This window comes from Streptomyces cyslabdanicus (genome assembly GCF_052663305.1).
This window is the reverse complement of sequence record NZ_JBQRUW010000066.1, coordinates 1-13,104: the sequence shown is the minus strand read 5'-3', so window position 1 is coordinate 13,104 and position 13,104 is coordinate 1. Positions and strand designations below refer to the sequence as shown.

Annotated in this window: 8 protein-coding genes; 5 read left to right on the top strand and 3 right to left on the bottom strand. The window is 71.6% G+C overall.

Annotated elements, in window-relative coordinates:
• Window positions 1-3: 3 nt before the first annotated feature.
• Both ACTYVM_RS33175 and ACTYVM_RS33170 read left to right on the top strand, forming a co-directional pair.
• Window positions 4-1,359 carry an SWIM zinc finger family protein gene (locus ACTYVM_RS33175; RefSeq protein ID WP_445529524.1) on the top strand — a complete coding sequence of 452 codons (1,356 nt, stop codon included), beginning with the start codon at window positions 4-6 and terminating at the stop codon, window positions 1,357-1,359.
• Window positions 1,360-1,613: 254 nt separating this feature from the next.
• Window positions 1,614-3,242, top strand: a complete 1,629-nt coding sequence (locus ACTYVM_RS33170) for a DUF5691 domain-containing protein (RefSeq protein WP_445529523.1) — start codon at window positions 1,614-1,616, stop codon at window positions 3,240-3,242.
• 104 nt (window positions 3,243-3,346) lie between these two features.
• On the opposite strand, the gene icmB is transcribed toward ACTYVM_RS33170, so the two are convergent.
• Complete coding sequence (gene icmB, locus ACTYVM_RS33165; RefSeq protein WP_400032771.1) at window positions 3,347-3,763, bottom strand: coenzyme B12-dependent isobutyryl CoA mutase small subunit; 417 nt, start codon at window positions 3,761-3,763, stop codon at window positions 3,347-3,349.
• A gap of 494 nt (window positions 3,764-4,257) precedes the next feature.
• Between icmB and ACTYVM_RS33160 the strand changes: the two genes are divergently transcribed.
• Both ACTYVM_RS33160 and ACTYVM_RS33155 read left to right on the top strand, forming a co-directional pair.
• Entirely contained in the window at window positions 4,258-5,124 is an 867-nt protein-coding gene (locus ACTYVM_RS33160; protein ID WP_445529522.1) for an esterase/lipase family protein, read from the top strand.
• A gap of 77 nt (window positions 5,125-5,201) precedes the next feature.
• The gene (locus ACTYVM_RS33155) at window positions 5,202-6,770 is read left to right on the top strand and encodes a M23 family metallopeptidase (protein WP_445529521.1); all 1,569 of its coding nucleotides are present in this window, start codon (window positions 5,202-5,204) and stop codon (window positions 6,768-6,770) included.
• A 352-nt stretch (window positions 6,771-7,122) separates the two neighbouring features.
• Here ACTYVM_RS33155 and pcrA read toward each other — a convergent pair whose 3' ends face one another.
• Entirely contained in the window at window positions 7,123-9,627 is a 2,505-nt protein-coding gene (gene pcrA, locus ACTYVM_RS33150) for a DNA helicase PcrA (protein ID WP_445529520.1), read from the bottom strand.
• Between the two features lie 283 nt (window positions 9,628-9,910).
• Entirely contained in the window at window positions 9,911-10,039 is a 129-nt protein-coding gene (locus tag ACTYVM_RS33145; protein WP_445529519.1) for a hypothetical protein, read from the bottom strand.
• Between the two features lie 151 nt (window positions 10,040-10,190).
• Here ACTYVM_RS33145 and ACTYVM_RS33140 point away from each other — a divergent pair, with 151 nt between their 5' ends.
• Complete coding sequence (locus tag ACTYVM_RS33140) at window positions 10,191-13,037, top strand: ExeM/NucH family extracellular endonuclease (protein WP_445529518.1); 2,847 nt, start codon at window positions 10,191-10,193, stop codon at window positions 13,035-13,037.
• The last annotated feature ends 67 nt before the right edge of the window (window positions 13,038-13,104 follow it).

The window sequence follows — 13,104 nt, the reverse complement described above, 5'->3', positions numbered from 1 at the left end:
GACATGACTCAGCAGGGGGTGCGCTGGAGCGCGGACCAGGTGCTGGCACTGGCACCTGACGCCGCGTCGCGCAAAGCGGGAAGCAAACTCGGCGCGGCCGGGCCGTGGTCCGAGGCGGGGTGTTCCGACGAGGGGGCGGTGTGGGGGCTGTGCAAGGGCAGCGGCGACAGGCCGTATCGGACGGTCGTCGACATCGCGGGCGGCGCCGGGCCGGCGTACAAGTGCAGTTGCCCGAGCCGCAAGTTCCCGTGCAAGCACGCGCTCGGCCTGCTGCTGCTGTGGGCGGGCGGCGACGGCGCGGTGCCGTCCGGGCAGGCGCCCGACTGGGCCGGGCAGTGGGTGGCGGCCCGCGGGGAGCGGACGGCCCGGAAGCGGTCGGAGGGAGCCGCGGGTCCGGCATCCGGTGCGGCTGATCCGCAGGCCGCCCTGCGCAGGGCGGAGCGCCGCGCCGAGCGGATCACCGCGGGAGTGACGGAGCTGGAGCAGCGTCTGGCCGACCTGCTGCGCGGCGGTCTGGCCTCGGCCGAACAGGCGGGGTACGGGCTGTGGGAGGAAATGGCGGCCCGCATGGTCGACGCGCAGGCCCCCGGCCTGGCGGGACGGGTGCGGGAGCTGGGGGCCGTGCCGTCCTCGGGGCCGGGCTGGCCGGTGCGGCTGCTGGAGGAGTGCGCGCTGCTGCACCTGCTGTGCCAGGGCTGGCTGGGCCGGGAGCGGCTGCCGGAAGGGGTGTCGGCGGCGGTCCGTGCCCGTGTGGGCCTGCCCGTCCTTGCGGACGGGCCTCCGCTGCGGGACCACTGGCTCGTCCTCGCCCAGTACGACACGGCGGACGCGAAGCTGACCACACGCAGGATCTGGCTGCACGGCGCCGGCTCCGGCCGTACGGCGCTGCTGCTCTCCTACGGCGCGGCGGGCCGTGCCCCGGAGCTCGCACTGCCGGTCGGTCTGGCCCTGGAGGCGGACGTGTCCTCCTGTCCGGGCGCGGGACAGCTGCGCGCGGTCCTGGGCGAGCGGTTCGCGCCCCCGGTGCCCACCCGGATCCGCCCGCCCGGTGTGACCACGGCACAGGCGGCCGCCCGCTACGGCGCGGCGCTGCGGGACGACCCGTGGCTGGAGTCGGTTCCGGTGACGCTGCGGGAGGTCGTACCGGTCCCGGACGGTGAGTCCTGGCAGCTGGCCGACGCCGCCTCGGACTCCGCGCTGCCCGTCACTCGCGCGGCCCGTGCGCGGCCCGGCCTGTGGCGGCTGGTCGCCCTGTCGGGCGGCACGCCGGTCACGGTCTTCGGCGAGTGCGGCCACCGGGGCTTCACCCCGTTGACCGCCTGGTCGGAAAGCGAGGGAGAAATGGTGACGCTGTGCTGATAGGACAGCGACCGTCCGTGACATAAGTGCTGGCAGCAGGCTCGAAGTATCCGGCAAAGGAGTGACGTCGCCACGATATGCGGGGCCTGGTCGGTACAACGGGAACCTCTCGCCCAAAAGGCGCAAAATGTCAGAGAGTATCCCATCTGAATACGTTTTCTCTTCCGCACCACGCATTTGTTCCGCCCCAGGGGAAACCCGGTCCGTGTGACCCTTCAACCACTCCCGGGCAGCCGGCCACGGAAAGGAAGCTCATGATCAGGACCTCCACCACGCCGGAGGCGCCCGCCACGGGCGCCTGGGAGGAGTTGGTCACCACCGCCCTGCTCGGCACGGACCGGCGCACACCCCCGGGCGGCACGCCGGAACGGACCGCGCCGGTGACGCTGCTCGACGCGGCGGCCGTGCAGACCGTCCGACGGCGTGCGGGGCTGCGTCCCGCATCGGCGGCCCGGCGCCCGGAGCCGGCACCTCGGGACCCGCGTCCGCCGCTGCCGGCGGCCGCGGCCCGCAGGCTCGCCATGCTGCTGAGCGACCGGCCCGGTGCGGCGGGCGGCCGCAGGAGCACGGCACCGGACCTGATGGAACTCCTGCCCCAGTGGCTCGCGGCGGCGAACGCCCACGGGTACGCCCCGCCCGCGCAGACCCTGCCGGCTCTGCTGGACGCCGCGCGGGGCCGTACGGACCTGCGTCCGGCCGCACTGGCCTTCGGCGGCCCGCGCGCGCGGTGGCTGGCGGGGCTGAACCCGGACTGGCGGTTCGCCCTGCGGGCGACCCCGGGCGCCGGCGCCGCACCGACCGACCCCGAGGACGCCGACCGCGTCCGGAAGCTGTGGGAGGAGGGGTTGTTCGCGGAGCGGGTCGCGCTGCTGGCGTCACTGCGCACGCGCAGGCCCGCGGCAGCACGCGAACTGCTGGCCGGCTCCTGGGCCGCCGAGCGGGCCGAGGACCGGCTGATGTTCCTCGACTCCCTGCGGACGGGTCTCGGCCCGGACGACGAGGCCTTCCTGGAGCAGGCCCTGTCCGACCGCAGCCGCAACGTGCGGTCCACGGCCGCGGAGCTGCTCTCGGCGCTGCCCGGATCGGCGCTCGCCGCGCGAATGGCGGCCCGGTCCGGCTCGTGCGTGGCGGTCGACCACACGCGCGCGACACCCACGCTCGTCGTCGAGGCACCGCACGAGTGCGACGCGGCGATGGAGCGCGACGGGATCGTCCCCAAGGCTCCGGCAGGGCGGGGGGAACGATCGTGGTGGCTGGGCCAGTTGGTGGAGGCGGCGCCGCTCGGGGCCTGGCCCGGACGGCTGGGCGGACGCACGCCTCGGGAGATCGTGGCCCTGCCCGTCGCGGACGGCTGGCAGGGAGAACTGCACGCCGCCTGGTGCCGGGCGGCGGTGCGGCAGCGGGACGCACGGTGGGCGCGGGCGTTGCTCGGGCCCCCCGCGGCCCCCGACTCCGGTGGTCCCGGCGCGGTGTCCCTGGCCGAGCGCGCCAAGCTGCTCGGCACGCTGGACGCCGTCGAGCGGGCCGACTGGGTGGCCGGATTCATCGCGGCACACGGACTGCCCGAGGCGTTTCAACTGCTCGGGGTGTGCGCGGTGCCGTGGGCGGCACCGCTCGGGCGAGCGGTGGTCGACGCGCTCAACATCGCGCGGGACGCAGGGAGTTACCCATGGAGTTTCAGTGGAGTAATGGGGCTTGCCGAACGGTGCCTGGATCCCGCGGAGGCGAGTCGACTGGACGGACTGCTGGCTGTTCCGGACGAGGCGGAGGACGCGTCGCCAGGAGCCGGAGGGTACTGGGCGGAGGCTTTCCAGCGGCTGGTGACGACCTTGCGGCTGCGCTCCGCCATGGCGGAGGAACTGGACGCGGCGCGGGCCGGCTGAGCCCCGCTCCGGGTGGAGGCGGATCTCCCTGGGGGCCTTGCCCCCAGGACGGGCCGCTCGCACCCGGCCGGCGCCAAAAGCCCCTGCGGGAACCGGTGGCGCCCCTACGCCTCGGCGGGCTGGCGGACGTTCGCCCTGACCCAGTCGACGATCGACTGGGTGGTCGCGCCGGGGGTGAAGATCTCCGCGACGCCCTTCTCCTTGAGCGGCGGGATGTCCGCCTCCGGGATGATGCCGCCGCCGAAGACGACGATGTCCTCCGCGTCACGCGCCCTGAGCAGTTCGATCACCGCGGCGAACAGCGTGTTGTGGGCGCCGGAGAGGATGGACAGACCGATCGCGTCGGCGTCCTCCTGGATCGCCGTGTCCACGATCTGCTCCGGGGTCTGGTGGAGCCCGGTGTAGATGACCTCCATACCGGCGTCGCGCAGGGCCCGCGCGATCACCTTGGCGCCCCGGTCGTGGCCGTCGAGCCCCGGTTTGGCCACCACCACGCGGATCGGACCGGCTGCCACACCCATCACTGCCTCCATGAAGCGACTACACCATCCATCTGTACCGACAAGTACCGCACATGTGGCACGGACACCCCGCGCCACACCGTCCGGGGAAGTGAACGAACGTTATCGCCAGCATCCCGCAACCGGCAGTTTCACGGTGCAGAGGGAGGGGGAAATCACATGGTGGGACACTCCCCCGGGTTCTTTGGGCAGGGGGGACCCGCAGGCCGCGCGCCGTTCCCCGTCCTCGCGGCCCCCGCGCCGCACCCCTCCTCCGCGACGCGCGGACCACGGCGGGAGCAAGCACGACGGGAGCCGCAACGAGGTCGTCGCTCCACCGCGCCGCAGGCCACGCGCCTCGGTGGAGCGCGGTATCGGCGAGGGCACGAAGGGCACCCGGGGCCGGTGGGGCACGGCAGCGCGAAGGCTGCCCGGCCGACCGCCCTCGCCGCGACTGCCCACGAGGACACACGGGGGACAGGGCCGTCCTCCCGTGTGCCGACAGGAGGTCGGCCATGAAGGTCACCAGGGTCGCGGACCCCATTCTCCCGCTCTGCCGGTGCCTGCTGCCGTGCAGACTCGCGGGGCTCTCACTGGCTCTGCTGAAGGCGACCGCTCTGGAGCTCGCGATCCTCGCGGGGCATCTCCTGCTCTATCCCTCGGGCATCGTCCAGGAGCGCCGCGCCGCCTCGGGCGCGCTCCCGGCACCCGACGGCACCGCCCAGCTGCCGACCGAGGCCAAGCCACCGGTGGTGCTGCTGCACGGGTTCATCGACAACCGCTCGGTGTTCGTCCTGCTGCGCCGCAACCTCGCCCAGCACGGCAGGCAGCGGGTGGAGTCCCTGAACTACTCACCGCTGACCTGCGACATCCGCACCGCGGCCGAGCTGCTCGGCCGGCACATCGAGGAGATCTGCCAGCGCACCGGCAGCAGGCAGATCGACGTCGTCGGGCACAGCCTCGGCGGGCTGATCGCCCGCTACTACGTGCAGCGGCTCGGCGGGGACCTGCGCGTCCGCACCCTCGTCACCCTCGGCACCCCGCACTCCGGCACCCGGGTCGCGCCGCTGGCCAACGCCCATCCGATCGTGCGGCAGATGCGCCCCGGTTCCGAGCTGATCGAGGAGCTGTCGCGCCCCGCGCCGGGCTGCCGTACGCACTTCGTCAGTTTCTGGAGCGACCTCGACCACCTGATGGACCCGCTGGAGTCCGCCTGCATCGAGCACCCCGATCTGAAGGTGGAGAACATCCAGGTGAGCGGAATCGGACATCTCGCCCTGCCGCTGCACCCCGCCGTGGCCACCGGGATACGGCAGATCCTCGACACGGCGCGACCCGGAGACCCGACCGCCGAACGCGCCGGCGGAGTGACCGTCGCCTGACGACCGACCCCTCGCCGTCGAACGAAACTCGAACACAAAGTTAAGGCCGTCTCCACAGACCGGCGAAACACGGCTGAATGCCCGTTTCCCGCTTCGGGGAAACCTGCGGAAGATTGTCGCGCCCTCGAACCGCCGGGTACAGTCGCCGCACTGCTCTGGCAGCCCCTGTTGTCGAGGCGAAAGAGAAGTTGGTGAACGACCGCCACCCGTCGGGGAGCGTGGCCGCCCCGGCCCCGGCCTCCGATCCCGCCTCGACGCCCTACGCGTCGTACGACGGACAGGAAGCCGCGTACGGCGACTTCACCACCTACGGCGACTACGACGCCACCGGTTTCCACACCGGCACGTACGCCACGGCGCAGTACACCGCCGACCCGCTCTACAACGGCCTCACGCCCGGCGAGACGCACACCACGGGCTCGTACGACACCACCGGCTGGTCCACGCACGGCCACCAGAACCCCGGCTACGACCCGTACGCGACCCAGCACCACACGGTCTACGACACCGGCGCGTACGACACCACCGCCTGGGCGACGGGCTACCAGCAGCAACTGGCCTCCGTCCCACCGCAGTCCGCTCCGGTCGACACCAGCGGCCAGTGGGACGCGCGCACCTGGCTCCAGCCGGACCAGACGGCCACCGCCGACGCCACGCAGCAGTGGGAGTGGGGCACACAGGCCTTCGACACCGGCGCGTACGACGCCACGCAGTGGAACGGCGACGGCACCACCGCGGTCACGGAGCACTTCGAGGCGCCGGAACCACACGAGCCGCAGGGCGGGTTGGCCGAGGTGGCGGAAGAGGGACCGGCCGCCACCGCCGAGCCGGACGCGGCCCCGCCGCTGCTCGACGACGAGGAAGAAGTCACCCACGCCCCCGTCTCACGAGCGGCCTCCCGCGCCGCGGGCCGCTCCAGGCGGCGCCCCCCGGCCAAGCGCTCCGCGCTGCTCACGGTCGCGGTGCCCTCGGTGTGCGTGATGGGGGTCGCCGGGATCGCCGCCGCCTCCGTGGGCGGTCTGACCGAGGACGGCAAGGACAACGCGGCGGCCAGGCCCGACGCCCACCCCGTCAAGGCGTCCACCGCCAACAACAAGCTGGACACCCAGCTGCAGGGCCTGTCCGCGGGGGCGAACGACTTCGCCGACCGGGCCAGCCGGTACCAGGAGCGCATCGACCTCCAGGCGCAGCAGGAGGCCGAGAAGAAGAAGGCCGCGGAGGAGGCGGCCCGCCTGGAGCGGCTGCGTCCGAAGTTCGCCGTTCCGGTCCTCCAGCACGGTCTCAGCGCCTACTTCGGCCAGGCCGGCGTGAACTGGATGTCCGTGCACACCGGCATCGACTTCCCCGTGTCGTACGGGACGACGGTGCTGGCCGCGACCGACGGCACGGTCCGCACGCAGTGGAACAGCGCCTACGGCAACATGCTGATCCTGACCGCGATGGACGGCACGGAGACGTGGTACTGCCATCTCTCCAGCTACCGGGTCCCCTCCGGTACGACGGTGAAGGCCGGAGAGCCGATCGCCTACTCCGGGAACTCCGGCAACTCCACCGGCCCGCACCTGCACTTCGAGGTCAGGCCCGCGGGCGGGGCGCCCATCGACCCGCTGGCGTGGCTGCGCAGCCACGGCCTCGACCCGACGTAGCGGCCCCGCCGCCCCCCGGGCGTTTCGTCTGGATCATCTCGCCCGTCGTGGACGGTTCTCAGAGCCTGGCCGATGTCGCCCCGTGCCGTCCTGTCCAGCCCCGTTCACTCGGCGCGAGTGGCCGGGCCCGGGCGTTGGCCCGGGCCCGGCTGTGTTACGACCACCTCGCGGGAACCCTCGGCCTTTCCATCACGGACGCGAGGGTCGACAGCGGCCTGATCACGTGGGACCAAGAGCCGCAGCTCACACCGGCAGGGACGGCCTGGCTGGTCGACGACGACATCGCACTCCCCACCACCACGCGGCGCCCGCTGGTGCGGTCCCGCCTGGACTGGACCGAACCCAGCCGTCGCTACAGCTTCTCCACCGGCGCGTACCGCAGCAGCAGCCGCTTGGCCTTGCCGTCGCCGAAGTCGATCGTCGCCTGGGCCTTGTCGCCGGTGCCTGCGACGGCGACCACCGTGCCCAGACCGAACTGGTCGTGCGTGACCCGGTCCCCGACGGCGAGCGCCGCCACCGGCTTCTCCGTGGTGCGGCGGGTGGCGAAGCCCGAGGCGCCGGACGCCGACGAGCGGGAGCGGCTCGAGGACAGCGAGGCCGCCACCGAGGAGGCCGGACCGGAGGGCGCGAAGCCCGAGCCGCCCGTCCGCTTCCAGTCCACGTGCGTCGGCGGGATCTCCTCCAGGAACCGGGAGGGCGGGTTGTACGACGGCTGGCCCCAGGCGCTGCGCATCGCCGAGCGGGTCAGGTACAGCCGCTCCCGCGCGCGGGTGATGCCGACATAGGCCAGGCGCCGCTCCTCCTCCAGCTCCTTGGTCTGGCCGAGGGCGCGCATGTGCGGGAAGACGCCGTCCTCCATGCCGGTCAGGAAGACCACCGGGAACTCCAGGCCCTTGGCGGTGTGCAGGGTCATCAGGGTGATGACGCCGTCGCCGTCCTCCTCGTCCGGGATCTGGTCGGAGTCGGCGACCAGGGCGACCTGCTCCAGGAAGTCGGACAGCGCGACCGGCTCCCCCTCCCCGCGCTCCTGTTCGAACTCCAGGGCGACCGCGGCGAGTTCCTGGAGGTTCTCGATACGGGTCTCGTCCTGCGGATCGGTCGACGCCTGCAACTCGGCCAGGTAGCCCGTGCGTTCCAGGACGGCCTCCAAGATCGTGGCCGGCCCGGCGCCCGACTCGACGATCGTGCGGAGGTCCTCCATCAGCGTGTTGAACCGCTTGACCGCGTTCGTGGAGCGCGCGGCCATGCCGTACGCCTCGTCGACGCGGCGCAGCGCCTGCGGGAAGCTGACCCTCTCCCGCTGGGCGAGGGCGTCGATCATCGCCTCGGCGCGCTCGCCGATGCCCCGCTTGGGCACGTTGAGGATGCGGCGCAGCGGGACGGAGTCCTCGGGGTTGGCCAGGACCCGCAGGTAGGCCAGGACGTCCCGGACCTCCTTGCGCTCGTAGAAGCGGACGCCGCCGACGACCTTGTAGGGCAGGCCGACGCGGATGAAGATCTCTTCGAAGACACGGGACTGGGCGTTGGTGCGGTAGAAGACGGCGACGTCGCCGGCCTTGGCCTCGCCCGCGTCGGTGAGCCGGTCTATCTCCTCGGCGACGAACTGCGCCTCGTCGTGCTCGGTGTCGGCGACGTAGCCCGTGATGCGGGCGCCCGCGCCGGCGTTGGTCCACAGGTTCTTGGGACGGCGGGACTCGTTGCGCTCGATGACCGCGTTGGCGGCGGACAGGATCGTCTGCGTGGAGCGGTAGTTCTGCTCCAGCAGGATGGTCGTCGCGTCCGGGTAGTCCTCCTCGAACTGGAGGATGTTGCGGATGGTCGCGCCACGGAAGGCGTAGATCGACTGGTCGGCGTCACCGACCACGCACAGCTCGGCCGGCCGGAGGTCGTCCCCGGCGGGCGGTGCGTCGGCCACGTCCGCGGGGTGCCCGCCGGTGCCGACGAGTTCCCGCACGAGGGCGTACTGGGCGTGGTTGGTGTCCTGGTACTCGTCGACCAGGACGTGCCGGAAGCGGCGGCGGTAGTGCTCCGCGACGTCCGGGAAGGCGCGCAGCAGGTTGACCGTCGTCATGATCAGGTCGTCGAAGTCGAGGGCGTTGGCCTCGCGCAGCCGCGACTGGTACAGGGCGTAGGCCTGGGCGAGGGTCTTCTCGAAGCCGTCGGTCGCCTGGGCGGCGAAGTCCTCCTCGTCGATCAGCTCGTTCTTGAGGTTGCTGATCTTGGCGCTGAAGGACTTGGGCGGGTAGCGCTTGGGGTCGAGGTCCAGATCGCGGCAGACCAGGGCCATCAGGCGCTTGGAGTCGGCGGCGTCGTAGATCGAGAAGGAGGACGTGAAGCCGAGCTTCTTGCTCTCCCGGCGCAGGATGCGCACGCACGCGCTGTGGAAGGTCATCACCCACATGGCGTGCGCGCGGGGTCCGACGAGTTGCTCGACGCGCTCCCTCATCTCGCCGGCGGCCTTGTTGGTGAAGGTGATCGCCAGGACCTGACCGGGGTGGACGCCCCGCTCGGCCAGCAGGTACGCGATCCGGTGCGTGAGCACGCGCGTCTTGCCGGAGCCGGCGCCGGCCACGATGAGCAGCGGGGAGCCGGAGTGCACGACGGCGGCGCGCTGGTTGTCGTTCAGCCCCTCCAGGAGCGCGGCCGGGTCCACGACCGGACGGTGGGCGCCGTCGCGGTAGTAGGCGTCCCGCTCGTAGGAGTCCCGGTCCGGGGGCACGTCGAACTTCCCGTCGAACAGATCGTCCGGAACCGGCTCCGGAGCGTGATCGTCCTCGGGCGGCGGCGGGGGCTCTTCCTCATGGCCCCGGGGGCCCTGGAGATCCGCCAGGAAGCTGTCGTCAAAGAGGCTGCTCATCGCTTTACGAGTCTAGGGCGCCGGACCGACAACCGGTCGCCGCCCCGAAAACTCCGCCCCGCGGATCGGCGCGCAGGTCCAGTGATCTTCCGGCAGGGGGAGAGGGCGCGCCCCTCGCCGACCGCCGCGAGCCCGAGCCCGGCCACGGGGTGTCCGGCGGCGCGGAGCGATCGGCCGCCGTCGCAGCGGCCCGCCGCTGTCGGCCGCCGTCTCAGCGGCGCCGCCCTCGGCCGCGAGGGACCACACGGAAGGAACCGCGACCGGCCTCGCGGAAAGGTGACCGTCACCGCCCGCCGACCCACGGCGCCGGGGAGATGCCGGGTGCGCTCATCGGTGACAGCGGCGGCAGCACGCGCCCGACCTCACCATGGGTCAAGGCGTGGACGACCGCGTCGACCTGACGTATCTTCATGCAGCCGTCCGGGTTTTGGAGAGATCGAGACAAGCAGTTCACCCACCGTTGGCATAACGGCCGGGCGTCCCGGTTTAACTCGCTTCGCCTTGTTCGGTCGTGCGGTTCCAGTTCCCCCGTGCCGCCGTTCTCCAATTTCAGGAGCGACTCCATGCCTCTTCCTCTCCCGAGGAACTCCCGGTCCCGCCGGACCCTGATCCGTGCCACCGGCATCGTGCTTGCCGTGACCGGTCTGAGCAGCTTCATCGCCGGGTCCGCCAACGCCAACCCGGCCGGTACCGGACTGGTGATCAACGAGGTGTACGGCGGGGGCGGCAACTCCGGCTCCACCTACACCCATGACTACATAGAGATCTTCAACCCGACCAACGCCGCCATCAGCGTGAGCGGCTGGTCGGTGTCGTACTACAGCGCCAAGGGCGGCCTCGGCGGTTCGACGGCCCTCACGGGCAGCGTGCCGGCCCACGGCTATTACCTGGTCCAGGAGGCAAAGGGCACCGGCGGCACCGCCCCGCTGCCCACCCCCGACGCGAGCGGTCAGCTGGCGATGTCGGCGACCGACGGCTCGGTGACGCTGAACGACGCGGCCAGTGCCGTCATCGACACGGTCGGCTTCGGCACCGGCTCGATCGTCGAGGGCGCGGCTGCTCCTGCGCCGAGCAACACCATGGCCGTCACCCGCAAGACCCCCGGCGTGGACACGGACAACAACAGCGCCGACTTCATCACCGCGACGCCCGACCCGAAGAACTCCGGCGGTGCCGGTAACGGTGACGGTGAGCCCGGTGACGGCAACTCGGGCGGTGACGCCGGCGAGGTGACCATCGCCGAGATCCAGGGCACCGACACCGACACCTCGCCGCTGGCGGGCAAGACGGTCACCACCGAGGGTGTCGTCACGGCGGTCTACGCGACCGGCGGCTTCAACGGCTTCTACATCCAGACCGGTGGCACCGGCGGCACCGTGGCCGACGACAAGACCCCGGGTGCCTCGGACGCCGTGTTCGTCTACGGCTCCCAGTCCGCCGGCACCGTGAGCATCGGCGACAGCGTCCAGGTGCAGGGCACGGTCCAGGAGTTCTCCGGCACGACCGAGATCACCTTCCCGACCGTCACCAAGCTGTCCGCCCCGCTGCCGGCCGTCAACCCCCTCAAGATCGCGTGGAGCGACCTGGAGACCGACGCCCAGAAGGAGGCGCACGAGGGCGAGCTGCTGGCTCCCCAGGGCGACTTCACGGTGGCGGACAACTACAACGCCAACTTCTACGGCCAGGTCGGCCTGGCCGCCGGCACCCAGACGCTGCGCCAGCCGACGGATGCCGGCACCGCCGGCAGCGACGCCGCGCAGAAGGCCGCCGACTACAACGCCTCCCACGCCATCATGCTCGATGACGGTGCGAGCGTCAGCTACACCGCCACCGGTGCCGCTGCCAACGACCCGCTGCCCTGGCTCACCCCCGACAACCCGGTGAGCGTGGGCGCCAAGGCGACCTTCCACAAGCCCGTGGTCCTGGAGTACCGCAACTCGCTGTGGAACTTCCAGCCCACGAGCCAGGTCAACGGTGCCGGCAAGGACATCGTCTCGTTCTCCGACATGCGCACCCAGAAGGCGCAGCCGGCGGCCGTCGGTGGCAAGGTCCACCTGGCGACCTTCAATGTGCAGAACTACTTCCCGATGACGGGCGACCGCTACATCGCCAAGGGCCTCGGGAAGTGCTCCTTCTACAACGACCGCCAGGGCAACCACATCGCGGTCAACGACTGCGGTGCCGGCGGCCCGCGCGGCGCCGCCGACGACGCCAACCTCCAGCGCCAGCAGCAGAAGATCGTCAGCGGCATCATCGGCCTCGGGGCCGACGTCGTCTCCCTCGAGGAGGTCGAGAACTCGGCCAAGTTCGGCGAGGACCGCGACACGGCGCTCTCGGGCCTGGTCGACGCCCTGAACGCCAAGGCGGGCGCCGGCACCTGGGCCTTCGTCCCGTCCCCGGCGGCCGAGGACCGTCCGGCGGTGTCCCAGGAGGACGTCATCCGGACCGCGTTCGTCTACAAGCCGGCCGATGTCTCTCCGGTGGGTGCCTCGCACATCCTGAAGGACCTCTCGGGTCCCGGTCAGAACTTCTCCATCGCGCGTGAGCCGCTGGCCCAGGGCTTCAAGGCGGCCGGTTCTGCCGACTCAGACGCCTTCCTGGTCGTGGCCAACCACCTGAAGTCCAAGGGATCCGGGACCGCTCTCTACCCCGGTGACAAGGAGGACACCCGCCCGGTCTACGACCAGGGCGCGTTCAACGAGAGCCGTACGCACCAGGCGCAGGACATGCTTGCCTTCGCCCAGGAGCAGGCGCAGGTGCTGAAGACCGACAAGCTGTTCCTCGTCGGCGACTTCAACGCCTACACCCACGAGGACCCGATGGAGTACCTGTACAGCCAGGGCTACAACGACCTCGGCTCGACGTACGACCCGGAGCACTTCTCCTACTCCTTCCACGGCCTCCAGGGCACCCTCGACCACATCGTCGCCAGCCCGGCCGCGACGGCGATGGTAACGGGCGCGACGATCTGGCAGATCAACGCCCAGGAGTCGGTCGCTTTCAACTACAGCCGCTACAACTACAACGTCACGCCGTTCTTCAACGGTGACGAGGCGTTCGCGGCCTCCGACCACGACCCGGTCCTCGTCGGCTTCAACACGGGGTCGGAGTCCGGGAAGGTCGCTTCCAAGGTCGACCTCAAGGTCACGCCGAACAAGGTCGTGGCGGGCAAGACCGAGGTCATGGCGCATGTGACGGTCACGGCCGCCGGCGCCAAGCCGACCGGCACCGTCACGGTGACCGTCGACGGCCGGACCTACAGCGCCGAGCTCAGCGGCGGCGGCGTGGCGAACGTCAAGCTGCCGGCGTTCCGCGACGCGGGCACGCACACCGTGACCGTGGACTACTCCGGGGACGCCAAGGTGCTCGCCGGAACGGCTGACGCCTCGGTGACGGTCACGACGAAGTAGGCCAAGAAGGCGCTCACGCGCTGACGCGTGGCACCGGCGGCGGGAGCCTGCCCTTCGGGGCGGGCTC

Coding starts and splice junctions, on each gene's coding strand:
- ACTYVM_RS33175 (WP_445529524.1), top strand. CDS start 4: ATGACTCAGCAGGGGGTGCGCTGGAGCGCGGACCAGGTGCTGGCACTG.
- pcrA (WP_445529520.1), bottom strand. CDS start 9,627: ATGAGCAGCCTCTTTGACGACAGCTTCCTGGCGGATCTCCAGGGCCCC.
- ACTYVM_RS33155 (WP_445529521.1), top strand. CDS start 5,202: ATGCCCGTTTCCCGCTTCGGGGAAACCTGCGGAAGATTGTCGCGCCCT.
- ACTYVM_RS33145 (WP_445529519.1), bottom strand. CDS start 10,039: ATGAAGATACGTCAGGTCGACGCGGTCGTCCACGCCTTGACCCATGGT.
- ACTYVM_RS33160 (WP_445529522.1), top strand. CDS start 4,258: ATGAAGGTCACCAGGGTCGCGGACCCCATTCTCCCGCTCTGCCGGTGC.
- icmB (WP_400032771.1), bottom strand. CDS start 3,763: ATGGGTGTGGCAGCCGGTCCGATCCGCGTGGTGGTGGCCAAACCGGGG.
- ACTYVM_RS33170 (WP_445529523.1), top strand. CDS start 1,614: ATGATCAGGACCTCCACCACGCCGGAGGCGCCCGCCACGGGCGCCTGG.
- ACTYVM_RS33140 (WP_445529518.1), top strand. CDS start 10,191: ATGCCTCTTCCTCTCCCGAGGAACTCCCGGTCCCGCCGGACCCTGATC.